Raw genomic sequence first — 23,126 nt, 5'->3', positions numbered from 1 at the left:
GTGAGTGCCGGGCCACGGCCGGATCGCTCCTGCGACTGCACACGAAGCCGTGCGAGGGAAGGACATCGAGCGGCAGTCCGGCCCCATGGAACGATCTGCCGTACTTCCCACCCGCAGCAGCCAGGGAAGTCCGGCATTGGTGAACTCTGCTCAGCCGCCGACCAGGCTGATCTGCGGCAGCTGACCGATGACACAGCGGCGGGCCTGCGCGCGGCTCTGAAGAACAGAGGCACGGCGCGCAGGCGGCTGTGTAGCGCCATCTGGGACGCGCGGACAAGCAGACACTGACCGACACGCTCGACAATCCCGACGGCGATGCTCTGTACCGCCGCAGGCCGCCCGCGCCAAAGGGGAGGAAGAACGGTGCCGGGCCGCTGAGCGGAAGGCATGGCGGCCGGTGTGCAAGCGGTGCGGGCAGAAGTTCACCGGCCGGCGGTCGGAGGAAACCACCATGCACAGCCAGGCGTCAACGGCCGGTGACCTGTCCGTGTACGGGACGTGCCGCGCCGACGACATCGCCCGCGAGAAGACCGCCACCCAAGCCGCACGCGTCCAGGCCGACACGCCATGTGAGCCGGAGCACATGAGCCGGGCAGGAGTCGCGGCTGGTTCCGCCGCCGACCCTGACACGCCCAGATGCACCACGTGCCCGGGGACGGCCCGACCGTCATCAGGTCGCGGTGGGGCTGCACGTAGCGCGGATCGACCTGTTCTGGCGCAGTGCTTTCCAGTCGTCCTCAAGGATGGAGTACTGGAGCATGTCGTGCCAGATGCCATCGACATGCGCGAAGTGCCGAAGTCGCGCTTCCTCAATGAATGCACCGCTTTTGTCCAGGGCGCGGATCGCCGCGGTGTTGGTGGGCATCAGGAGGCACCACATGCGGTGCAGGGCGAGACGGTCGAAGGCCAGGACAGCCAGGAGCGAGCCGACCTCCGCACCAAGGCCGGTGTTGGTGTGGTCGGGGCTCAGGGCGATGCCGAACTCGGCGGCGCGGTGGTTGCAGGCGACGAACTGGTCGGTGGAGGGAGGGGTGAGGGAGAGCTTGGCGGTGCCGATGAGTTCGTCGGTGTCACGGATGACGACACCCAGCCGGTAGAAGGTACGGGGGACCTGCCGGGCTTGCGTGTGGGCGTGATCGATCACGGCACGTGCGCCGGCGGCGGTCAACGGCTGGGAGCCGTAGCAGCGGGTGGTGCGGGAGTCGCCGAAGATGTCCAGAACGGCGTCGGCGTCAGCGTGTTCCAACTCGCGCAGGCGCAGGACGGTTCCCTCCACCGGCACGAGGGGAGTACTCGGGACGGACGTCGGTGGCGAGGTCGGCGCCTTGGATAGGGGCGTGTTCACGCAGCTGTACTCGGCTTTGTCGGGAAGGGTGGTCATCAGCGCTCCTCGCGGCTGTGGGATGGCTGGGCGGCGGCGGGCCGGCCGGGATGGGGGACGGGTGCGAAGAGCAGGCGGGTCACAGACAGGGGCCCGTACGAGCGCAGCCCGGGCACATGGTCAACCACAGGTGCCACCCGGCCCCACCACAGGCCCACTCCACGGGGCACACGCACCGGCAACGCGGCGGCCACCCCCGGGCAGGCACGCAGTTCGCGCAGCCGCGTGGGTGTCATACCCCACGACATCGGCGGTGGCCGATACCCGGCCGGATAGTGGAACCAGCCACGGACGGTGCCTGCGGCGAACCATGCCGGTGGGGTGTCGAACACCAACTGTGCCCGCGGCAAACGCATTGCGCACGCCTCCACCAGGGTCCGCACACGGTCCCAGGCCATGTACATCAGCACACCCTGTGCCAGGACGAGGACACCTTCCGAGGCGTCGACCTCCTCCGTCCACCGCTCGTCCAGGAGGCAACCGGTCAAAGTCCGGCACCGGTCAGTGTCCGGGAGCAACCGGCGACGCAGCGCGGCCGACTCGGCGAGTTCGACCCCCAGCCACTGCACCATGCCGTTGTCCACTCGCCAGAACTGCGTCTCCAGCCCCTCGCCCAGACAGACCACCGTGCCGCGCGGATGCCGGGCCAGGAAGCCGCGCACCTCACGGTCGTAACACCGCGCCCGCACCGCCATGCCCCGGGCCCATCCGCGGTTGTCCGTGCCGAAACGCTGCGCGAACGGGTAGTCCAAGGCCTCGACCACTTCGATGGCCTTGGGATCGGCCAGGCCGCATTCGGGATCGCGGGCTGCCAGGGAGCGGTGGTACAGCGTCCACAGCGCCGTCTCACCCACCGTATCGGTCATCGGTTCCTGCCCCAAGAAATCCACCGCCTCAACATGCCGCACCGACTGTGGGCCGACCACGGAAAACTTGAGACATGACGCGCACCAAACCACCCGAACGGATGGAAAGTTGCGGGGGTGAGGGAGATCGGCTTCATGAACTGCCGTGGGCCCTGCACCTTTACCCGACCCGAACAGGGTGCGCGCGCAGGACCGCAGCGCGAGGGAGCACAGCGAACCCGCGCGTCGCTTCCGGGAGAGCCCGCAGGGCGCTCCCGGACCGTTCTCGGACAGCCCCTGACCCACCGCGTGGCAAGCCGCCACCACGCCAGTAACGAGGACCGAAGGCGGGTCGCCCCTGTGGGGCCCGATCACCTGCGCCCACGCCCACCCCCACGCCGCCCGGCCCGGCGGGGTGTCCGCCTACGCCTGCGGTCCACTCCGCGACCATAGCCGCCCAATCCTGCAGCGGTCAGCTACCTCGGTGGGGGGTGACTTCTGTTCCTGGGGCGGCGACTGGCTGTTCCGGTCTGTGGCGACGACGAAACGGCTCTCGCACTTGTGCACCAGTTGGTGCGGCATGTCGGCTGTGAACCCGTGGCCGGCGGCTCTCTCGAACGAGCGGGACCGCTGGAAGCGACCGCGGCACTCTTCATCGGGCTATGGGTCGGCGAGGGAGCCGATGCCCAAGCCATCGCACCCCCGCTGGCCTATGCCGCCGGACCGAGAGACGAGGAGCCACAAACCGCAGAAGAGGCTTTTCGTTAGGAGTTCTTACTCCCAAGAGCTCCGCATCCCACGATCGCGATGCCCTTCGAGATCATCACGACGCGGGACGAGGGACGGAGTCGGCTTCCAAAGCACGACCTAGACGGCGCGGGTCGGACACACCGTATCCGCGCCCGACTTCGTGCCGGCCAGCCGCGGCAAGGAGGGGGAGGCGGCCAGGAAACCGAGCGTCGTCAGCACGAACGGCCACGTCAAGGCGTGCCCGCCGGACGGTGCGAGCAGCGCGGCGACGGCCGGCGTCAGAGCGGTCGCGGTGGCGGCGCCGAGGACGGCGTACAGCAATGTGACCGGCGTCGCGGGCAGGAACACCCCGCACAGCGCGAGCGCGACCAGTACCGCGTTGTAACCCATGGTGCCGTCGGCGATCCGCTCGGCCGGGGTCCCGAGCACCCACGCCGTCACGACGGCCGTCAGGCTGCCCGCGCAGACGACCAGCCCGGCCGCCTTGCTCGCCAGGAAGACGCCTGCGAGCAACAGCACCCCTACGTGCCACAGTTCCAGGAAGAAGATCTGGGAGACGTTGTGGAGGAACGCCCGCAGCAGGTCGCCCGGGTGCAGGGTGCCGTGCCCGGAGGCCGGGCCGGGCAGCGCGGCGAGGCTCTCTTCGTGCGGCCGGACCCGCCGGAAGGCCGGTGCGGCGACGGTCACCGAGACCGCGACGAGGCAGTACGGCAGGGTCAGCGGCGGCAGGTTCCAGGTGCTCAGCAGGCGCACCGTCGCCGCCGTGCCGATGGTGACCACGATGCAGCCGACGGCGGCGAGCAGTGCCGTCGCGGGCCGGTCCCGGTCGAGGAGCACGGCGAGACAGAGAGCGAGCAACGCGGAGTTGACGCCCTCGAGTCCCGCCTCCTGCCGGTCGCGTGACACGCCGAGACCGCGGGCGGTCCAGGTGCCCAGGGCCGCGCCACCCACCGCGTACGCGGCGTACCGCCAGTCGGCGACACACAGGGCCACGACGAAGACGCCGCCCGTCCACGGGTTCGCCTGGAACACCACTTGTCCCAGGCCGCGCAGTACGCGCGTGCAGAAGTCCGGGGTGTGCGCCGGTTGCCACCGCCACCGGACCCGTACCGACCGTCCCACGCGCCGCCCCCGTCTCTTCCATCAAGCGGTATACTGTTTCCGTCATACGATATCGAATGCCTGGGTCGCGGCGAGGCTCAGCACAATGGCTGGAGGCCGCGGCGGACTCCGCCGAGGAGCACTTCGGGCAGCTCCGGCGCCCTCCGGGAGGAGTTCAGTCGGCGCACGACGAGCATGCGTAAAGCGGTGTTGACGCGGCGGGAGGCGCGGTACTGTATGACCAGCGTCGCGTGCCGGTGGCAGACCGTGTCAGGCATGGAGGCGCCGTATCGAAGGAGCCCGACGATGCCCTCGTCGTACCCTTCGTCCTCGCGTGACTGAGCGCGAGACGACCAGGCTGGTTGCCTGGAGCCAAGAACTCCGTCGAGTCCACCGCCGGCTGCGGGAAGCGATGGCCGTGACCCGCACCGCGCTTGCCGACGGCACTCCCGGTGAGGCGGCCACCCGGGAACTGCTGCTGTACTGCCATGGATTCTGCGCGGCTCTCGACGGCCACCATCAAGGCGAGGACCGGACCCTCTTCCCGGCCATCGCGGCTGCGCACCCCGAGCTGCGCCCGGTGCTGCGCTCGCTGGAGCAGGACCACTCGATGATCGCCCACCTGCTGCGCGGCCTCCAGGCCGCGGTCGACCGGGCCGCGCCGCCGGAAGAGCTCGACCAACACCTCGAAGGCATCGCCGCCATCATGGAGAACCACTTCCGCTACGAGGAGCGGCAGCTGCTCAGCGTGCTCGAAACCCTCGACTTGGCAGCCGCACCCGCTGAGGTGCTGGGACCGATGACCTGAGACCGGGACGGCGGCGCCGGTGACGGGCCCGCCCCCTGGACCTACCGGGCGCGAGGTCGCTGCCTCGCGCTCTCGTCCTCTCGTCCCCGACGAGGGCGCGGCACTTCAGGCCACGAGCAGGCGCAGGCCCAACTCCGCCTTGTCCAGGGCCACGAGGTCCCTGTTCCGCTCGGCCCAGCGACCCGAGGAAAGGTCGTCGCGGAGGCTGTCCACCGCCCGCTGTTCGGCCTGCGGCCCGACCCTGGTCCATACCGACACCGCGCGACGCACCTGCTCGTCCAGGTACGCCTCGGGCCGGCGCCAGTGGGCTTCGAAGAAGCCGTCGGCGCAGTCCCACGGAATGAGCACCGGCTCCGCACGCCCCCCGATCGCACGGGTCATGTCGGCCAGTGAAGGCCAGCCGGCGAGAAGGCCGGCGAACTCAGGCAAGTAGTCGCGGGTGAGCCAGAAGCGCTCAAGCCAGCCGTTCGTGCCGGCATCGTAGGTGAACACGACCACACGGCGGGCCACCCGTCGCATCTCGCGCAGCCCCGCGAGCGGGTCCGGCCAGTGATGAACGGTGCTGACCGCCATCGCCGCGTCGAAGGACCGGTCGGGGAACGGCAGTGCCTCCGCGCCGGCGGCCACACACGGCGCCGCACCCGCGGGACGCTGCGCCCGCATCACCGCGGACGGTTCCACCGCCGTGACCTCGCGGTCGGTGGGCTCGTAGGAGCCGGTGCCGGCCCCGACGTTGAGTACCGTCCGGGCGTCCCCGAGCGCCTCCCAGATCCGCGCGGCGATGCGCGGCTCGGTGCGCCGTGTCGCCGGGTAGGCGGACCCGATGGTCTCGTACAACTGTGATCCGAACACCTTCAGTTGATCCTCCGGCGTCGCCTTGATTCCGATGGCTCGTTCCTCCAGTTCCCTGTCGATGGCCGCCACCATGGCGGTCGTGCGGTCGCGTTGCTCCCGCAGCAGGCCGCGCAGCCGGCGCAGGTGCGCGACCGCGTCGGTGGCCGGGTCGTCCACCAGGGCCGCGATCTCCCGCAGCGTGAAGCCCAGGCGCCGGTAGCCGAGTACCTCCCGCAGCCGCTCCACGTCGTCCGCCGAGTAGGCCCGGTATCCGGCCGGTGTCCGCGCGGACGGCCTCACGAGGCCGATCTCGTCGTAGTGGTGCAACGTGCGGACGCTCACGCCGGCCAGCTCGGCCACGCGCCCCACGGTCAGGTGTTCCTCCACGTCCCCGACGATGGGGCATGACGCCGCGTGAGGGTCAAGTATTTCGCTCCCCGCCCCGTTCCTGGCGCCACTGGGCGGTGGCCACGACAGGCGCCTCCCGGTGTCCGCGACGACCTGCGCGTTCGCCGAGAACCCGTGATTGCGGGACGAGGCTCAGGTCAGCTCGTCGGAGCGGCCGGCCTCGATGCGGGACCACTGGGCGATGGGGCGCCCGTTCGTACGCCACTCCTCGGGATTCTCGGCGGAGTACCAGGGTTGGGGCCAGCCGTCGGGAGAGTCCTCCCACCCCTCCTGGCGCCCGTAGACGGTCATGTCGAGCAGCCCGTGGGTGGGCGTCATGATCTCGACGCCCCGGCCGCCGGTGTAGTACGTCTCGAACACCCGCTTCCCGTCGCGGACGTAGAAGACGAGGTGGTGACGCTGCCAGTCACGCCCCTCCAGGAGCTGTGGCGCCGTCTCCTCGACCGAGTACCACGGCATGTCCAGACCCAGGAAGTCCCGGTAGCGGACACTCTCCTGGTAGGGACCCTTGCAGAGGGTGGCGTAGGTGGCATCGCGGGAATGGATGTAGGAGAGCTCGCGGACCTGGCTGTTGAAGAACGTGCACCCCTCGCACTGCCCGGCGGCGGGCCGCCCGGGCCACCAGGCGTGGAAGTAGGCGATGAGCTGCTTACGGCCCTCGAAGACGTCGAGGATCGTGATCGGCCCGTCCGGGCCGACGACCTCGATGGTGGCGTCGATCTCCACCATCGGCAGCCGCCTTCGCGCCGCCGCGATCGCGTCTCCTTCACGGGTGTGCGCCTTCTCCCGTGCGAGCAGAGCTTCCCGGGACTCCTGGAAGGTCTGCCTGTCCACCACAGGCGGGAGGGCCGGGCTCGGTGATGGATCGTTCACGAGCGTCTCCATGCGCATCTGGACCGGCAGGCTGCCAGGAAGGTCACGTTGCACCAGCATGGCCACCGGGTTGCGCCGCCCTCCCGGCCGCCACGCGGTAGCCCCCGGGCGGCTCGCTCATTCGGTCCAACAGCGGCACGACGACGTGCACCCGCACGCCTCGCCCGACGGGGCGGCGAGGCCGTCGGCGGGCACGGTGGGAGTGCCGGAAGGCGGGCCCTGGCCGGCCCGTGGGATCAGGTCGACCAGAGGACGGTTCCGGAGCGGGCGATGACCACCTTGCCGTCCTCGCGCAGGATCAGCCGGGCTCCCTCGTTGCCCCAGGTGTCGGTGGCCCAGATCGGGCGGTCGTCGCCGTTGTGGATGACGAGGTTGCCGTCGGACTGGAAGATGGCCCGGTGGTTCTCGCCGAAGGTCATCGAGGCCCAGGTCGCCTTGTTCTTCTCGTTGTAGACGACGAGGTTGCCGTCGGGCTGCATCACCATGCGGATGCGGTTGGTGGTCCAGGCCTGGCTGACCTCAAGCGTGCTGACGGCGTGGACCGTCGAGGCGGTCCAGTCAGGCTTGGGGGTCGGCTTGGCCTTCGGCTTCGGCGCGGCCTTCTTCACCGGGGCGCTCGTCGCGGGCTTCGGCTCCGGGGCGCTCGTCGGGGGCTCGGGCTTCGGCGCCGGTGGCGGAGCGACGACCTTGACCGGCCGGCTCGGCTTCGGCTCCTTCTCGGTCGCCGTCGGGGTGGGCTTCTCCACGACGTAGTCGTCCAGGGCTGCGCCGGCCGAGCCCGGGTCCAGCACGGTGTCCGACTTCCCCGCGGCCAACTCCTGCGCACTGTCCGGCCGTTTGTCGTCGTCCGCGTCACCTGCCAGCAGCAGCGGTACGGCTATCAGGGCAGCCCCGAGGATCCCGGCCACGGCGAGGATCGGCTTGCGGGGACGCCCGCTGTCGACGCCGCCGGCGGTCTTGGCAGGCACTGCCGGTGCGGTGGCCACCGCGACGGCCGTGCGCTTCTCGCCCGTGGACGATTCCTTCGCCGCGGACGATTCCCTCGCCGTGGACTCTCCCGGCTCCGCTGCCACCGACTCTCCCGACTCCCTCGTCGGCGAACCGCCCGCCTCGGTGGTGGCCGTAGGGGTCGGCACGGCCTTCGCGGACGCCTCGGCAGGGGAGCCGGGGGACGACGAGGCCTCCGCGGTGGGCGCGGTGCGCTCCTCCTCCGCCGCCGGGATGGCTGTGGTGGCCGGAGCGGTGGTCGGCTGCGGGGTGTCCGGGGAAGCGGAGGCCGGCGTCGCGTTCGCGTTGCTGGCGGGCTTCTGTGAGGGCATGTGAATACTCCCTGGGGACGGAGCGGGGCGGATCCGACGGCGTACCGGCGTACGAACATAGCCCGTGCAGGTGTCCGATCCACTCCTGCCCCGGCAATACCGTCCGTCACAATGTCCGGGTGCGGGCGACTGCTCCCGCAAAGTCTCCTGACCGGGCGGCAAACGGGCACGTCAGGGCCTGATGCGGGCATCGTCCGACGGCCCAACACGCAGGCCCTTGTGGCATTCTGTTGGCTCCGGCTGATCAACGTCGGTTCGGAGGAACAAGAGTTCAGGTGGATATGCGGCCCGGAGAGCACATGGAGGCCACACCCGGCACCCCGGCCTCGTCGTCCGGTTCCGGCACCGTCGAGACCGACGGCACCCCCGCGATACCCGAGGCCGTCCGCGCCGCGGCCCGGCAGGCGCCCGGCCACTGGATCGGCGTGGTGGACCCGGAGTGGACCGAGGAGCGGCCCCCGCCGGAATGGGCGGTGCTGGGGGAGTGGCGGTCGGACGACGCCGGTGACGTCGGTACCTACCGCGCCAACCCCGCCTACCGCCCCTCCGCCCGTGCCCTCGGCTGGCCCGAGCCCACCGACCCCGTGGACGCGGCGGCACAGCGCGCCGCGACCGGTTACGGCTCCGTGGAGGAGGCCGTCGCCGTGCTGGCGGACGCCACGATCACCGTCGTGGCGGGGCCGGACGGTACCCCGCTGGTCGCCGCGGGGCAGGACGGAGAGCCCGTGGTGCTCGTGTTCACCTCACCGGCACACGCGTTCATGTCCACCACACTTCGCCATGACACCCTTCCCGCCCGGGAGCTGACCCGCACCCTGGCCCACGCCCCCACCATCTCGCTGCTGGTCAACGCCGGTGCGGTCGCCCCCCTCCTCGTTCCGGCGGACCGCGTTCCGGCGGACCACGGCGAGGATCCGGCAGGCCCTAGGCCTCACACCTCCGGGAGGTACCCGTGACACGTCCGACGCAGCGGCCCCCCACCTCTCCGGCTGCGCGCACGGATTCCGGTTCCCACGGCGAGCGGATGCCTGCCGCCGAACCCCGCACGAGTACGTCGGCGGACGACCGCACCGAGTCCGCCGCCGCGGCCGAAACCTCCTCTGCCGGCCCCGGTGCGGAAGCGGCTCCCGCGGCGAAGCCCGAGGCTGAGGCGGCACCGGCGAGCGAGGCCGCCGCCGCCCCGGAGGAGAAGGCGGAGCCCGTGGCCGAGGCTCAGGCCGAGGCCGCCGCCCCGGCGACCGCCTCCGGCGCCCGGACCGGTGCCGGCACCGGAAGCGACACCGAGGCCGGCGGCGCCGCCGTCGCCAAGAGCCGGCTCCCCCTGCTCGTGCGGACCATCACCGCCACGGCCATCGACAAACCCGACGACGCGGCCAAGCCGGTGGGACGGCCGGGCCGGGCCGTGCTGGCCGCCGCCGCGATCGGAGGCTCGCTGCTCATCGCGGTGCCGTTCCTGCTCCTCGGGCCGGACGACGACGACAAGAAGGAGCGGGCGTCGACGACCGCGGCGACCGTCCTCGGCGGGGACGAGCAGGACGAGACGGGCGACTTCGCGGTCAACTCCCCCCAGCCGACCGGCTCCGCGGACGAGAAGGAGCCCTCGAAGTCGAAGGCGGTACCGGCGCCGAAGCCGGATGCCGGGGGCGAGGAGAAGGACGACCCGGGCAAGGCAGCCGGGGACGCGGCGCAGAAGACGGAAGCGCGGAAGAAGGCGGAGACGGAGAAGGAGAAGGAGAAGGCTGCCGGCGCCGAGGACTCCGCCGAGGACGTCGCGGAGAAGGCCGACGACAACGCCCCCGCGGGGCCCGTTCTCGGCCTCCCCGTGTCGTTCCACAGCCACCTCTCCGGCCGCTGCATCGACGTACCCGGCAGTGACTTCTCCGACGGGAAGGCGCTGTGGATGTGGGACTGCAACAACGCCGACGCGCAGAAGTTCCGGTTCGCCTCCGACGGCACCCTCCGCACGCGGGGACTCTGCATGGACGTGGCGGGCGCCGACTTCACCCAGGGCACCACCATCCAGCTCGCCCGCTGCACCGGCGTCGCCGCGCAGAAGTTCGCGCTCAACGAGGCCCACGACCTCGTGAACACGGCCGTGGGCATGTGCGTCGAGATCGAAGGCCACGACCACAACGCCCGGGCCCGTGTGCAACTGTGGACCTGCACGGGGCTGGACAACCAGAAATGGAGCGTCTGAACGGGGAAGCGGCCGTCCGCTGCCCGTTCGCCCGGGCCCTGCCCAAGACGCAGACTGAGCTAGGAGGTTCGCGCGTGTCGCGCCAGGTACTGTCGGTCGGTCCCGACGACCGGGACCGTTTCCGGACGATCGGTGAGGCACTCGCCGCGGCCCGCACCGGCGCGCTCATCAGTGTCCGACCGGGGACGTACGCGGAGAACCTGGTGATCCACACCCGGGTCACCCTCACCGCCGCCGAGGGACGGGGCACCGTGGAGATCCGGCCCCGGTCGGGCAGCGTCCTCGCGCTGCGCGCCGACGCCGTGATGCTGTCGGAGCTCACGCTGCGCGGCAGCGACGCCGAAGCGCCCGCCGTGGACGTGCGGCGCGGCCAGGCCGCGCTCGACGGCTGCGAGATAGCCGGTGCCGCCTGGACGGCGATGCTGGCCGGCGGCACCGGCTCGCTGGCGCTGCGGGACTGCCGGGTGAGCAACTCCCAGGGCGCGGCCATCGTGGTCACCTCGACCACGCCGACCACCGTGGAGAGCTGCACCCTGGAACACCTCGGCACCAGTGGCCTGGTCATCGCCGAGCAGGGCGAGGCCCGCGTCCGGGGCTGCACGGTGCGTGACGCCCGCGGCAACGGCATCCTCGCCAACGGTGAGGCCCGCGGCTCGGTCGAGGACTGCGACATCTCCTCCACCGACAAGCCGTCCCTCGCCCTGGAAGGCAACTCCGCGCTCACCGTGAGCCGCACGGTCGTGCACGACACCGCCAACGGCGTCCATCTGAGCAGCGGCGGCCGCACGATACTGGAGGACGTCCGGGTCACCGGCGCGTCCGGCACCGGTGTCACCCTGGCCGGGGGCACCGACCCGGTACTGCGCCGCTGCCGGGTCTCCCGTACCCGGGGCCACGGAGTGGTCGTCACCGACCGGGCGCGGGGCACCTTCGAGGACTGCTGGGTGGACGGCGCCCAGGGCGTGGCGCTGCGGGTCGCCGGCGCGGCCTCCCCGGCACTGACCGGCCTGACGGTCCGCGACTGCGCCGAGACCGGCGTGCTCCTGGAGGAGGACGCGGCGGCGGAGCTGGACCGACTGGAGGTCATCGGCGGCGCCCCGGCGATCGCGCTGCGCGCCGGGGCCAACCCGCTGCTGCGCCGGGCCCGTCTCGTGGAGCCGTCGGGTGACGGCATCACCGCCGCCAAGGACGCCCGCGGCCGGATCGAGGACTGCGAGATCGTGCAGCCGGCCGGCTCCGGTGTGCGCGTCGCCGGCGGCAGCACCCTGTACCTGGCCGGCGGTGGTGTCTTCGACGCCACCGACAGCGGCCTCGTCCTGGAGGACGGTGGCCACGTCACCGTCCGGGACTTCCGCGTCGAGAGGTCCGGCGCGGACGGCGTCGTCGTCGACGCCGGCGGCGAGCTGACCGCCAACCGCACCTCGGTGCACACCCCGCGGGGTCACGGCGTGCTGCTGCGCGAGGGTGCCATCGCCTCGCTCAGCGGCTGCGAGGTGGCCGGCGGGGCGAAGGACGGCTTCCGCGTGGAGTCCACCGCGTCGATCTCGCTCGTCAACTGCCTCGCGCGGGAGAACGAGGGCGGCGGCCTCGTCCAGACCAACCCCGGCGAGCGACTCGCCGTGGAAGGTCTCACCAGTACCGGCAACGGCAAGCGCGACGCCTGGGGTTCGGGCAGCGCCGAGAACACCGACCCGGCGGGCTCGGGGGCCGCGGACGCGCCCGCCAGGGACCGGCCCGACGGACCGCTGGGCGCCCTGAACGCGCTGATCGGCCTGGACAACGTCAAGGAACAGGTCCGTACGCTGGTCAACCTCACCCAGCTCGCCCAGCGCCGCGAACAACTCGGCATGTCCGCCCCGCCGATGAGCCGTCACCTGGTCTTCACCGGCCCGCCCGGCACCGGCAAGACCACCGTCGCCCGCCTCTACGGCGCGATCCTCGCCGAACTGGGATCGTTGCGCGACGGACACCTCGTGGAGGTCTCGCGCGCCGACCTCGTCGCCCAGGTCGTCGGCGGTACGGCGATCAAGACGAGCGAGACCTTCGAACGGGCCCTCGGCGGTGTCCTCTTCGTCGACGAGGCGTACACCCTGACCTCGGACAGCGGACACGGCGGCGCCGACTTCGGCCGTGAGGCCGTGGACACGCTGCTGAAGCTGATGGAGGACCATCGCGACGACGTCGTCGTCATCGTCGCCGGCTACACCGACGAGATGACCAGGTTCCTCGCCTCCAACCCCGGTCTGGGGTCGCGTTTCTCCCGCACGGTCGAGTTCGAGAACTACTCCGTGCCCGAACTGGTCGCCATCATGGAGAGCATGTGCGCCGCGCACCAGTACGAACTGGGCGAGGGCACGGCGGCGGCGCTGGCCGCGCACTTCGAGGCGATGCCCCGGGACGCCGGGTTCGGCAACGGCCGTGCCGCGCGCGGTGTCTTCGAGGAGATGGTGGACCGGCAGGCGGTCCGGCTCGCCACCCTCCAGCAGGTCGGCGAGCGCGACCTGCGGCTGCTGCTGCCGGAGGACGTGTCCACGTCCGCCGCCGAGCAGGCCGCCGGGACCGGCGTGCCGGAGGACGACCCGCTGACCCGCCTCGGCGACATGGTGGGCCTCGCCGAGGTCAAGCGCGACGTCACGGACCTGGTCAACCTCATCACCACGGCCCGCCACCGCGCCGCCGCCGGACTGCCGGTCCCGTCGCTCAGCCACCACCTGGTCTTCACCGGCCCGCCCGGCACCGGCAAGACCACCGTCGCGCGGCTCTACGGCGAGATCCTCGGCCGGCTGGGCATCCTCCAGCGCGGCCAGCTGGTCGAGGCGGCCCGCGCCGACCTCGTCGGCCGGTACGTCGGACACACCGCCCAGCTCACCCGGGAGGTCTTCGACCGCGCCCGCGGCGGCGTCCTCTTCATCGACGAGGCCTACACCCTCACCCCGCGCGGCGGCGGCAACGACTTCGGGCAGGAGGCGGTGGACACGCTGCTGAAGCTGATGGAGGACCACCGGGACGACGTCGTGGTCATCGTCGCCGGCTACACCGGCGAGATGGAACGCTTCCTCGCCTCCAACCCGGGCCTCGCCTCGCGCTTCCCGCGCCGCGTCGCCTTCGCCGCCTACACCTCCGAGGAACTGGTCACCATCGTGCGCGCCCAGGCCTCCGCCATGGGGTACGAGTGCGGTCCGGGGACCGGTCCGCTGCTGCGCGAGTACTTCGACACGCTGCCCCGCGACCAGTCCTTCGGCAACGCCCGGCTGGCCCGGCAGATGGTCGAGGCGATGGTCACCCGACAGGCCGGGCGGCTCAGTTCGCTCGCCGCGCCCACACTGGACGACCTGCGGGTCCTGCTGCCGGCGGACGTCACCGCCGCGATCCCGAAGGCGGCCCGGTGAAGCGCCGCGGGACGGGCGCGGTCCGCCCCCTGTGCGGCGCGGCGCTGGCCGCGACCCTGCTGCTGCCCGTGGCCGCGCCCGCCGTGGCCGGGCCGGCGAGCGCGGCGCCCGCCGCCGACAGCAAGCGCCAGGGGCTGCCGCCGATGCCCTCCGCGCTCGACCCCGGGGCCGACGCCGCGGAGTGCACCGCGGCCTCGCGGGAGAAGGCCGAGAAACAGGACTGGTCGCGTCAGCGCCTCGACCTGGCCCGGACGCACCAGCACGGCACCGGGGCGGGAACGACCGTCGCCCTGGTCGACACCGGGGTCCGCGCCGACGCCGCGGGACTCGGCGGCCGGGTCACCGCCCGGGGCGCGGCCGGTGACGACTGCGTCGGACACGGCACCTTCCTCGCCGGACTGATCGTCGGGGAGGGCTGGGGCACCACCCGGCTGCCCGGCGTCGCGCCGGGCGCGGAGCTGCTGGCCCTGCGCGGCACCGACGAGCGCGGTTCGGCCGACGCCGCACTGGTCGCGCGGGCGGTGCGCGACGCGACCGCCGCCGGCGCGGACGTGATCGCCATCGGGGTGGCCCTGCCGAAGCGGGACGAGGGGCTGACCTCCGCCGTCGCCGAAGCGATCGACGCGGGCGCGGTGGTGGTCGCCGCCGCCACCCCCGACCCGCCGACCGGCAACGCCACGCGGGAGACGCCGACCCGCACCTACTGGCCGGCCGGCGAGCCCGGGGTCCTGTCCGTCGCCGACATGCTTCCCGGCGGCGACCGCCCCGCCGACGCCCTGCCCACCGCCGACATCGACCTCGCCGCGCCCGGCGCCGGCGTGGTCTCCGGCGGTCCGCGCGGCGACGGCCACTACCTCGGGGCCGGCGCTTCCGTCGCCGCCGCCTACACCGCCGGGACCGCCGCGCTGATCCGCGCCGCCCGCCCGGACGACACCCCCGAGGAGATCGTCCACCGGCTGACGGCCACCGCCTATCCGGCGGACACCCCGCAGCTGGACGCGTACGCCGCCCTCACCACCGTGCTGGACGACGCGGACGCCCCCGCCCGGACGCGGGCGGCGGCGGGACCGGTCACCGTACGGGACACCGCCTTGGCCGACCGGGCCGTGGACCGCGCCACCGTCTTCGTCCTCCTCGGCACCGCCGGCGTCCTCGCCGTGCTCTGGGCCGTCCTCGCCGTCCCGCGGGCCCGCGCCCGCGGCTGGCGCCCGGCAGACACCGGCCGCGACTGAGCACCGGCCCCGCCCCCTTCCGCGACGCCTGGGGGCGGTCACTCAGTCACCGCCCCCAGGCGTCGCGCACCGCCGTCCGTCAGCTCTCCGGTGTGCTCTCCACCAGGGCCGTCTGGATCAGCTGCGCCTTGCGGCGGGCGACGTGCAGGGCGCGGCCGGGCGGGAGGTTGCGCGGCTTGGTGTTGCCGAAGAGGTTCCCCTCGGTGGGCGGGCAGGACAGCAGCACCGCCGGGTTGTTGGCTTCGTCGAGGCGGCGCAGCAGCGCGTCGCTCATGGCGCGGCCCGCACCCATCGCGCCGCGGGCGACGATCATGTGCAGGCCCATCTCGAAGCCGAGGGCCAGGTGCTCGAAGAGCGGCTCGAAGGGGCTCTGGAAGGAGTTGCCGGAGACCATGTCGTAGTCGTCGACGAGGACGAACAGGCGCGGGCCCGTCCACCAGTCGCACCGGCGCATCCGGGAGGGCGCGACGTCCGCCCCGGGCACCCGGGTCTTCATCGCGCGGGCCGCGCCCTCGACCGTCTCCTTGAGGTTGTCCAGGGAGATCACGTGCCCGATGCGGTACTCCTCGGGGATCGTGTCCACCAGCGTACGGCGGTAGTCGACCACGATGATCTTCGCCTCGTTGGGCGCGTACCGGGCGGTGATGCCCTCGGTGATCCGGCGCATCAGGTTGGTCTTGCCGCTCTCGGTGTCGCCGATCACGGTCAGGTGCGGCGTGCGGCTGAAGTCGTGCCAGACCGGCTCCAGGGCATCCTGGTCGATGCCGAGCGCCAGCCGCATGCCGCCGCCCTCCGTCGGCTGCGGGGCGGGGAGTTCGGCCACCGGCAGCCGGTGCGGCAGCATCCGGACCTGCGGGGCGGACGGCCCCGTCCAGTGCCGGGAGATCTCGGAGACCAGGTGGGTGACGCCCTCACCGAGATCCTCCAGGAAACCACTGCCGTCGATGCGGGGCAGGGCGGCCAGGAAGTGCATCTTGCTGTCGGGGGTGATGCCGCGCCCCCCGCTGCGGGGCACCGAGCGCGCCTTGCGGGTGTCGATCTCGGAGTCCATCGGGTCACCCATCCGCAGTTCCAGACGGGTGCCCGACTGGTCTCGGACCTGCGCGGACAGCTCCACCCAGCGGGTCGTGCTGATCAGCAGGTGGATGCCGTAGTTGAGGCCACGGGCGGCCAGCTCGTTGAACTTCGGCACCAGGTCGTCGTAGTCCTGACGGACCGTCGACCAGCCGTCGACCACCAAGAACACGTCACCGAAGGGCTCGTCGGGGAACTCCCCGGCGGCCCGGCGGCGCCGGTAGGACTGCATCGAGTCGACGGCGTGGTCCACGAAGAACTGCTCGCGGCGGGCCAGCAGTGTCATCACCTCGGCGACCGCCCGGTGCACGCGCTCCGGATTGAGCCGGGCCGCGACCCCGCCGACGTGCGGGAGGGAGGCCAGCTGGGAGAGACCGCCGCCGCCGAAGTCGAGGCAGTAGAACTGCACCTCGGCCGGGGTGTGGGTGAGCGCGAGGGCGGCGATCAGCGTGCGGGTCAGGGTGGACTTGCCGCTCTGCGAACCGCCCGCGATGGCGACGTGGCCGCCGGCGCCGGACAGGTCCACGACGTGCGGGTCGCGGCGCTGCTCGAAGGGCTTGTCGACCAGGGCGACCGGCACGCGCAGCCGGCCGGTGCCGGACCAGTCGGCGGCGCTCAGGCCCCGCTCGGGGTCGGCGACGATGCCGGGCAGCAGCGCGTCCAGGGGCACGGGCGTGTCCAGCGGCGGCAGCCACACCTGGTGGGCGGCGGGACCGGAGTCGCGCAGCCGGTCCAGGGCCACGTCGAGCAGCGTCTCCTCCTCCTCGTCGGTCTCCGCGGTGACCGGCTCGGGCTCCGCCGGGGCCTCCGGGGCGCGCGGCACGACCCAGCCGCTGGTCCACGGCACCACCTGACTGGCGACCCGGGCCCGGGCCACCGCACCGGTACGGCGGGTGTAGGTGCCCGACGAGTACGCGGCGCGGAACCGGGTCAGCGACTCCACGCCGGACTTCAGGTAGCCGTTGCCGGGCGCGGAGGGCAGTTGGTAGGCGTCCGGCACACCCAGCACACCGCGGCTCTCCATCGCGGAGAAGGTGCGCAGGCCGATCCGGTACGACAGATGGCTCTCCAACTGGTGCATGCGGCCCTCGTCCAGGCGCTGCGAGGCGAGCAGCAGGTGGACCCCGAGGGAACGGCCGAGGCGGCCGATCATCACGAACAGGTCCATGAACTCGCGGTGTGCGGAGAGCAGTTCACTGAACTCGTCGACCACCACGAACAGGCTGGGCAGCGGTACGAGACCGGCGCCGCCCGCGCGGGCCCGCTCGTACTCCAGGGCCGAGGTGTAGTTGCCGGCCGCGCGCAGCAGCTCCTGCCGGCGCATCAGCTCGCCGTGCAGCGCGTCCTGCATGCGCTCCACGAGGGCGGCCTCGTCGGCGAGGTTGGTGATGACGGCGGAGGTGTGCGGAAGCTCCTCCAGGCCGAGGAAGGTGGCGCCGCCCTTGAAGTCGACGAGGACGAAGTTGAGGGTCTCGGAGGAGTTGGTCAGCGCCAGGCCGAGGACCAGGGTGCGCAGCAGTTCGCTCTTGCCGGAGCCGGTGGCGCCGATGAGCAGGCCGTGCGGGCCCATGCCGCCCTGCGCGGACTCCTTGATGTCCAGTTCGACGGGGCGCCCGTCGACGCCGACGGCCACCGGCACCCGCAGCCGGGCGGACCCGGTCTGCCGGGCGAAGTGGGCCCGCGCGTCGTGCCGGTGGAGGTCGGGGATGCCGAGCAGCGCGGTCAGCTCGATGTCCGTCTCCAGCGGCTGGGCGATGTCGGTGCCCAGGCTCATCCGGCGGGCGGTGAGCAGCCTGGCCAGCGACTCGGCACCCAGCGGGCCGAGGCGGTCGGGGCGGCCCAGCGGCACCGACCGCTCCTTGCGGCTGCGGTCGGTGCGCACCAGGCTGATCGTGTCCGGCCCCACCGTCAGGCGCAGGGTGTTGCGGCCCGGACGCCAGCGCGTCGCGCCGGACACGTCCAGGACCAACGCGTTGCGGTAGCCGTGGCCGGCCCAGCGGTGGCCCTCGGGCACGGTGACGCCGTCCAGGACGACGACGGTGAACGGCTCGTCACGGCCGGGCCGGGCGTCCGGGTCGAAACCGGGACGCTCGGCGAACTCGTTGCCGAGCAGGTCGTCCAGTTCGGCCAGGTCCGCGGTGACCCGCCGGACCGGTCCGGCGCCGTCCTCCTCGTGCGGGTCCAGGACGTGCGGCAGCCACTTCACCCATTCCCAGTCGGCACGCCGCTCGTCACTGACGCAGAAGGCGAGCCACAGCTCCTCGGGGGCGTGGAAGACGGCGAGCTGCGCGATCACGGCACGCACCAGGTCCGCCAGCGCCTCGTCGGCGGGGCCGCCCGGACGCACCCCGGCCCCGGGCCGTGTCCCGTCCACGCCTCGCGTCTCCTCCGTACGCGCCCCCTCGCCGGCACGGCCGAGCGTCCGTCCCCGCGGCGGGACCTCCGCGGCGGCGCCGTCCTCGCCGTCCGGATCCTCGGGGCGCAGCAGCACGCGGGCCGAGGAACGCAGGTAGAGGCCGAGGGGCTGCTCGGGAACCGTCGAGTAGGCGCGTACGAAGCGGCGCAGGGCGTGCGCGCACAGCGGTTCCAGGTCCTCGACCGGCCGGGTCGAGACCGGGTTGAGGGAGAGGGCGAGCTGCTGCTCGCCCACCGCGATGCGGACCTCGCCGAAGTCCTCGTCGGCCGGGCGCCGTTCCCACAGCCGTGAGGTGCGCGCCAGGGACCGCAGGGAGCCGGGCTCGGGATGGCGCCAGGCGAGCGCCCGCTGCTGCTCCACGATGGTCGCCCGCACGCGCTTGCGGATCTGCGTCAGGTAACGGAGGTAGTCGCGGCGCTCACCCTTCAGGCGCTGCTTGCGCTCGCCGGAGCGGCGCATCAGCTGGCCGAGCAGCATGGCGGCGGCGGAGAGCGCCATGACGCCCAGCGCCAGGTACATGAAGACGCCGTTCCCACCGCCGGGGCGCAGGAACATCAGCATCATCGACATGGACATGAGCGCCATCGGCAGGTATGTCCAGATCGCGGAGGTGTCCGGCACGGTCTCCGAGAGGACCGGCGGTTCCTGGAGGGTCAGTTGGCCCTCGGGCATCTCCGGACCGCGCCTGCGGGCGGGACGGCGAAACAACACCACACTCAAGGACTGGACCTCCGCTATCACTGGGCATTGCGACCGCGACCCGCACCGTTAATCGGTACGCCCGGGGTGGACCGGGTCGTGCCGCGCCGGTTCCGGGAGGCCCGAGGGGCGGCGGAAGTCACGTGGATTTCCCGGGCGGGAATCGGGCACGGGACGTGCGCAGCGGGCAACTCCCTTTCCGGGCGCGGTGCGAGGCCCACGACACGATCCGACGGGCGTAGGCAGTAGTCTGCATTCACCGAACGCGGCCTGTCCACGCGGGGCGTGCGTACCACTCGGTACGTGGCCCCGAATTCCCCGGCGTTCCGGCGTCGGGACCCCTCCGCTCCGCCGAAGCCGCGTTCCGTATTCTGCTCCCGTCCCCTTTTCGTGGAACTCCTTCTGCCGAAGTCCCCCCACGGATGACGAAAGTTGTGCTGATGACAGACAGCACGGTGGCCGAACTGTGCCGCCTGACCGTACGTGCGCCGAACGTCTCCGTCGACCTGGCCGTGCCCGCCGGGGTACCGGTCACCGACCTGCTGCCCACCCTGCTGCGGTACGTCGGCGAGGAGACCGAGGAGGCCGGGCTCGACCACGCCGGCTGGGTGCTGCAGCGGCTGGGCGACGCCCCGCTCGACGAGGAGACCACCCTCGCCCACGCCGGCCTCGCCGACGGCGACGTCCTCTACCTGCGCCCGCACACCGAGGCCCTGCCCGAGGCCCGCCTCGACGACCTCGTGGACGGCATATCCGACACGGTCGGCCGCCGGATGCGCACTTGGAGCCCGAACGCCGCCCGCGGACTGCTGGGCGGCGCGGCGGTGGCTACCCTGGCCCTCGCCCTGGTGCTGGTGTTCCGGCCCGGGCTGGACGGCTCCGACTCGCTGCGGGTGGCCTGCGCCGGTGTGACCGGAGTGCTGGTGCTCGCCGGCGCGGGCTCGGCCAGCCGCGCGGTCGGCGACCGGCTCACGGCGACGGTCCTCGGCCTGCTCGTCGCGCCCTGCCTCGCCCTGGCCGGCTGGATCCTGCCCGGCGGCGACCTGACCGGCCCCGACGCGGCCCGCGTGGTGGGCGCGCGCCTGCTGGCGGCGGGCGCCGCGGGCGCGGGCGGCGCGGTGCTGGCCCTCGCGGCGACCGCCGTCGCCGCCCCGTCCCTGTTCGCCACGGCGCTGGTGGCGGTGGCCACCGCCGTCACCGGCGCACTGATCGGCTACGCCGGGCTGCACGCGCCGGCCGCGGTGGCGCTGGTGATGACGGTCCTGGCACTCGGCGCCGGAGCCGTCGCGCCGTTCGCCTTCAAGCTGGCCGGCATGCGGATGCCCGCGCTGCCGTCCTCCGCCGGCGAACTGCAGGAGGGTATCGAGCCCTACGCGGGCGACGAGGTCGCCGAGCGCACCGAACTGGCCGGACGCTGGGTGACCGCGCTCTTCGCGGCCACCGGCACCGCCGCCGTGGCGGCCCTCGTCGTCCTCGCCGAACACCCGAACCTGCCCGAGGTGCTGACCGCGCTCGTGCTGAGCCTGCTGCTGCTCCTGCACTCCCGCGGCCTGGTGCACATCGGGCAGCGGCTGACGCTGGCGCTGCCGGGTGTCGCGGGTCTGCTGCTGCTCGCCCGCGCCTGGGCGGTGGACGGCGACGGCGACACCCGCCTGGTGGTCTTCGCGGTGCTGCTGGCCGCCGCCGCCGGCCTCGTGATCGCCGCCTGGACCGTTCCGGGCCGCCGGATGCTGCCGTACTGGGGCCGCACGGCGGAGCTGGCGCACACCGTCTTCGCGGTCGCGCTGCTGCCGCTCAGCCTGTGGGTGGCCGGTCTCTTCGGCTGGCTGCGCGGACTGTTCGGCTAGGACCTGCCCGACCTTCGCGTCCTCGCCCGAAGGCAGGCGCGAACGGTCGGACCGGCCCTGGAGGCCGCCACGGGGCGTGCCCGCGCCCCCGGGCACATGGACGACGAGACGAGGAGAGGCCGTGCAGTCCAAGCGCGACCAGGTACAGGCCCACAGCTTCATGATGGGCAGGCTCAGTTCGGGACTGCTGACGGCCGACCCGGACGCTCCCGAGAGCCCGCTCGGACGCACCACCCGCGGTGTCGTCTTCGGCGTGCTGTTCACCGTCCTCATCGGTGCCGGCGCCGTGGTCTACGGCCTGCTGCGCCCGGGCGGGAACGACAGCTGGCGCGACGGCCGGCACCTGGTGGTCAACCGTGACACCGGCGCCCGCTACCTGTGGACCGACACCGACGGCGTACTGCACCCGGTGCGCAACTACACCTCGGCCCGCCTGATCGGCGGGGCCGACCTGCCGACCGAGGACGTCGGCACCGCCTCGCTGCGGGGCGTCCCCGTCGGCGGCCCGGTGGGCATTCCCGGCGCCCCCGACAGCCTGCCGGAGGCCGGGCAGCTCGACAGCGGGGCCTGGAACATGTGCGTCACCGGCCCGGACGGCGCGGACCCCAGCACGTCCGCGGCGGTCTCCGCCTCGGCCGTCGAGGAGGCCGGGGCGACGACGCTCGTGGCCGGCGCGCCGGTCGACACCACGGACATCGCCGCCGACCGCGCGGTGCTGGTGCGCGGCCCGGACGAAACGGAGTACCTGGTGTGGCGGGGCAGCAGGCTGCCGCTGGACGAGAAGTCCGACGCCCGCACCGCGCTCGGCCACGGCTCCGAGGAGGCGGTGCCCGTCTCGGCGGCCTTCCTGGACGCGCTGGCCCCCGGCCCCGAACTGCGCTCGCCCGACGTGCCGGGACGCGGCGGGGAGGGCCCGGAGCTCGGCGGCGAGCCCACCCGCGTCGGCCAGGTCTTCGAGGTGAGCGTGCCCGGCGGCGAGAGCTCGTACCACCTGCTGCGTGAGGACGGCCTGGTGCCGCTGACCCGGCTCGGAGCCGCCCTTGTGCTGGGCGACCCGGCCACCCAGAAGGACGCCTACCGGGGCGAGTCGCCCGAGGCGCGCACGGTCGGCGCCGACGCGCTGCGCGAGCACCGGGCCGAGGACGCCGGCCAGGCGGGCACGGCGGGCCTGCCGGACGCGCCGCCGGCCCCGCAGTCCGTACCGCGCGGCAGCGCCCTGTGCGCCCAGGTGGACGGCGGCGACGCCGGAGCCCGCATCGCCTCGGTGCTGGCCCCGCTGACCGCACTCGCCCCGGTGGCGGTGTCGGCGGGCACCGACGCCCCGGTGCGGCAGGCGTGCGTACCGACCGACGCCACCGTCGTCCGGCCCGGCCGCGGAGCCCTGGTGCGGGCGCTGCACGCCAGCGGCGCCGCCCACGCGGGCACCACCTACCTGGTCGCCGAGAACGGGGTGAAGTACCGCGTCCCCGCCGAGGACTCCCTCAAGGCGCTCGGGTACGCCGCCGACGACATCGACTCCGTGCCCGCACCGTTGCTCGCGACGCTGCCGACCGGCGCGGACCTGGACCCGGACGTGGCCACCGGCGCCGCGAAAGCCCGGGTCACGGCACCCGACTGCCGGACGGACGCGCGGCAGGAGGGAGGGGACGCGGAGGAGAAGGGCACCGCTGCGAGCTTCGTCACAGCGGACCCGCCGGCCACTCAGGACACAGCGGACACCGCGTCACGGTCCCGACAAGAGGCCCAAAGGGATTCCTGAGGGCGGAAAAGGAGGAAGGCGGAGGGCTTTTCCGTTCGGGGCGGGTGTAGCGGCCACGGGACATGGCGCCTTTTCGTTCTTTCCGGTCGCCGTCGAACCTCAGGGAAAGCTCAGAATTTCCGGTCCGGAGGCCGTCCCGTGAATGGGCCGGATGGCGCGCTTATCCCGCCCCGCGGGCCCGCCCGATGACCGTT

Annotated in this window: 15 protein-coding genes and 1 pseudogene; 9 read left to right on the top strand and 7 right to left on the bottom strand. The window is 72.9% G+C overall.

Features of this window, described 5'->3' with window-relative positions; genetic code table 11:
- Positions 1 to 670: 670 nt before the first annotated feature.
- Positions 671 to 1,381 (bottom strand): GNAT family protein, encoded by a 711-nt coding sequence (locus ACGF5T_RS17205; RefSeq protein WP_366767043.1) that lies wholly within the window; start codon positions 1,379 to 1,381, stop codon positions 671 to 673.
- The gene (locus tag ACGF5T_RS17200) at positions 1,381 to 2,247 is read right to left on the bottom strand and encodes a class I SAM-dependent methyltransferase (RefSeq protein ID WP_366767042.1); all 867 of its coding nucleotides are present in this window, start codon (positions 2,245 to 2,247) and stop codon (positions 1,381 to 1,383) included. Before ACGF5T_RS17200 ends, ACGF5T_RS17205 begins: the two co-directional genes overlap by 1 nt.
- A gap of 477 nt (positions 2,248 to 2,724) precedes the next feature.
- Here ACGF5T_RS17200 and ACGF5T_RS17195 point away from each other — a divergent pair.
- Positions 2,725 to 2,994 (top strand): annotated as a pseudogene (locus ACGF5T_RS17195) (NADP oxidoreductase); the annotation flags it as partial.
- Between the two features lie 99 nt (positions 2,995 to 3,093).
- Here the strand turns inward: ACGF5T_RS17195 and ACGF5T_RS17190 are convergent.
- Positions 3,094 to 4,098, bottom strand: a complete 1,005-nt coding sequence (locus ACGF5T_RS17190) for an urea transporter (RefSeq protein WP_392888279.1) — start codon at positions 4,096 to 4,098, stop codon at positions 3,094 to 3,096.
- A 313-nt stretch (positions 4,099 to 4,411) separates the two neighbouring features.
- Between ACGF5T_RS17190 and ACGF5T_RS17185 the strand changes: the two genes are divergently transcribed.
- Complete coding sequence (locus tag ACGF5T_RS17185) at positions 4,412 to 4,885, top strand: hemerythrin domain-containing protein (RefSeq protein ID WP_366767040.1); 474 nt, start codon at positions 4,412 to 4,414, stop codon at positions 4,883 to 4,885.
- 105 nt (positions 4,886 to 4,990) lie between these two features.
- On the opposite strand, the gene ACGF5T_RS17180 is transcribed toward ACGF5T_RS17185, so the two are convergent.
- The 3 genes from ACGF5T_RS17180 to ACGF5T_RS17170 all read right to left on the bottom strand — a co-directional run bounded on the left by ACGF5T_RS17180 (position 4,991) and on the right by ACGF5T_RS17170 (position 7,968).
- On the bottom strand, positions 4,991 to 6,106 hold the full coding sequence (locus tag ACGF5T_RS17180) for a MerR family transcriptional regulator (RefSeq protein ID WP_366767039.1): 1,116 nt from the start codon (positions 6,104 to 6,106) through the stop codon (positions 4,991 to 4,993).
- A 153-nt stretch (positions 6,107 to 6,259) separates the two neighbouring features.
- Positions 6,260 to 7,012, bottom strand: a complete 753-nt coding sequence (locus ACGF5T_RS17175) for a DUF899 family protein (protein ID WP_392888394.1) — start codon at positions 7,010 to 7,012, stop codon at positions 6,260 to 6,262.
- Positions 7,013 to 7,236: 224 nt separating this feature from the next.
- Positions 7,237 to 7,968 carry a mannose-binding protein gene (locus tag ACGF5T_RS17170; RefSeq protein WP_366767038.1) on the bottom strand — a complete coding sequence of 244 codons (732 nt, stop codon included), beginning with the start codon at positions 7,966 to 7,968 and terminating at the stop codon, positions 7,237 to 7,239.
- A 10-nt stretch (positions 7,969 to 7,978) separates the two neighbouring features.
- On the opposite strand from ACGF5T_RS17170, the gene ACGF5T_RS17165 reads away from it, so the two are divergent.
- From ACGF5T_RS17165 to ACGF5T_RS17145, 5 genes are all read left to right on the top strand, one after another.
- Positions 7,979 to 8,323 (top strand): hypothetical protein, encoded by a 345-nt coding sequence (locus ACGF5T_RS17165; protein ID WP_366767037.1) that lies wholly within the window; start codon positions 7,979 to 7,981, stop codon positions 8,321 to 8,323.
- Between the two features lie 295 nt (positions 8,324 to 8,618).
- Complete coding sequence (locus ACGF5T_RS17160) at positions 8,619 to 9,275, top strand: type VII secretion system-associated protein (protein WP_366767036.1); 657 nt, start codon at positions 8,619 to 8,621, stop codon at positions 9,273 to 9,275.
- Between the two features lie 68 nt (positions 9,276 to 9,343).
- Positions 9,344 to 10,516, top strand: a complete 1,173-nt coding sequence (locus ACGF5T_RS17155; protein ID WP_366767035.1) for an RICIN domain-containing protein — start codon at positions 9,344 to 9,346, stop codon at positions 10,514 to 10,516.
- 74 nt (positions 10,517 to 10,590) lie between these two features.
- Positions 10,591 to 13,905 (top strand): right-handed parallel beta-helix repeat-containing protein, encoded by a 3,315-nt coding sequence (locus ACGF5T_RS17150; RefSeq protein WP_356610003.1) that lies wholly within the window; start codon positions 10,591 to 10,593, stop codon positions 13,903 to 13,905.
- Complete coding sequence (locus tag ACGF5T_RS17145; RefSeq protein ID WP_366767034.1) at positions 13,902 to 15,137, top strand: S8 family serine peptidase; 1,236 nt, start codon at positions 13,902 to 13,904, stop codon at positions 15,135 to 15,137. The genes ACGF5T_RS17150 and ACGF5T_RS17145 overlap by 4 nt, the downstream gene beginning before the upstream one ends.
- Positions 15,138 to 15,216: 79 nt before the next feature.
- On the opposite strand, the gene eccCa is transcribed toward ACGF5T_RS17145, so the two are convergent.
- Positions 15,217 to 19,299 carry a type VII secretion protein EccCa gene (eccCa, locus tag ACGF5T_RS17140; protein WP_366767033.1) on the bottom strand — a complete coding sequence of 1,361 codons (4,083 nt, stop codon included), beginning with the start codon at positions 19,297 to 19,299 and terminating at the stop codon, positions 15,217 to 15,219.
- 467 nt (positions 19,300 to 19,766) lie between these two features.
- Here eccCa and eccD point away from each other — a divergent pair, with 467 nt between their 5' ends.
- Both eccD and eccB read left to right on the top strand, forming a co-directional pair.
- Complete coding sequence (eccD, locus tag ACGF5T_RS17135) at positions 19,767 to 21,173, top strand: type VII secretion integral membrane protein EccD (protein ID WP_366767032.1); 1,407 nt, start codon at positions 19,767 to 19,769, stop codon at positions 21,171 to 21,173.
- Between the two features lie 121 nt (positions 21,174 to 21,294).
- Entirely contained in the window at positions 21,295 to 22,932 is a 1,638-nt protein-coding gene (gene eccB / locus ACGF5T_RS17130) for a type VII secretion protein EccB (protein WP_366767031.1), read from the top strand.
- Positions 22,933 to 23,126: the final 194 nt, after the last annotated feature.

Source organism: Streptomyces sp. NPDC047853 (assembly GCF_043204535.1).
GTDB lineage: Bacteria > Actinomycetota > Actinomycetes > Streptomycetales > Streptomycetaceae > Streptomyces.
The sequence above is the reverse complement of the archived record's forward strand: the minus strand, read 5'-3'. Positions and strand labels throughout refer to the sequence as shown.

Bases quoted from the DNA above. Each gene is read 5' to 3' on its own strand.
- ACGF5T_RS17205 (WP_366767043.1), bottom strand. From the start codon at position 1,381: ATGACCACCCTTCCCGACAAAGCCGAGTACAGCTGCGTGAACACGCCC.
- ACGF5T_RS17200 (WP_366767042.1), bottom strand. From the start codon at position 2,247: ATGACCGATACGGTGGGTGAGACGGCGCTGTGGACGCTGTACCACCGC.
- ACGF5T_RS17175 (WP_392888394.1), bottom strand. From the start codon at position 7,012: ATGGAGACGCTCGTGAACGATCCATCACCGAGCCCGGCCCTCCCGCCT.
- ACGF5T_RS17160 (WP_366767036.1), top strand. From the start codon at position 8,619: ATGGAGGCCACACCCGGCACCCCGGCCTCGTCGTCCGGTTCCGGCACC.
- ACGF5T_RS17155 (WP_366767035.1), top strand. From the start codon at position 9,344: ATGCCTGCCGCCGAACCCCGCACGAGTACGTCGGCGGACGACCGCACC.
- eccCa (WP_366767033.1), bottom strand. From the start codon at position 19,299: ATGCCCGAGGGCCAACTGACCCTCCAGGAACCGCCGGTCCTCTCGGAG.
- eccD (WP_366767032.1), top strand. From the start codon at position 19,767: ATGACAGACAGCACGGTGGCCGAACTGTGCCGCCTGACCGTACGTGCG.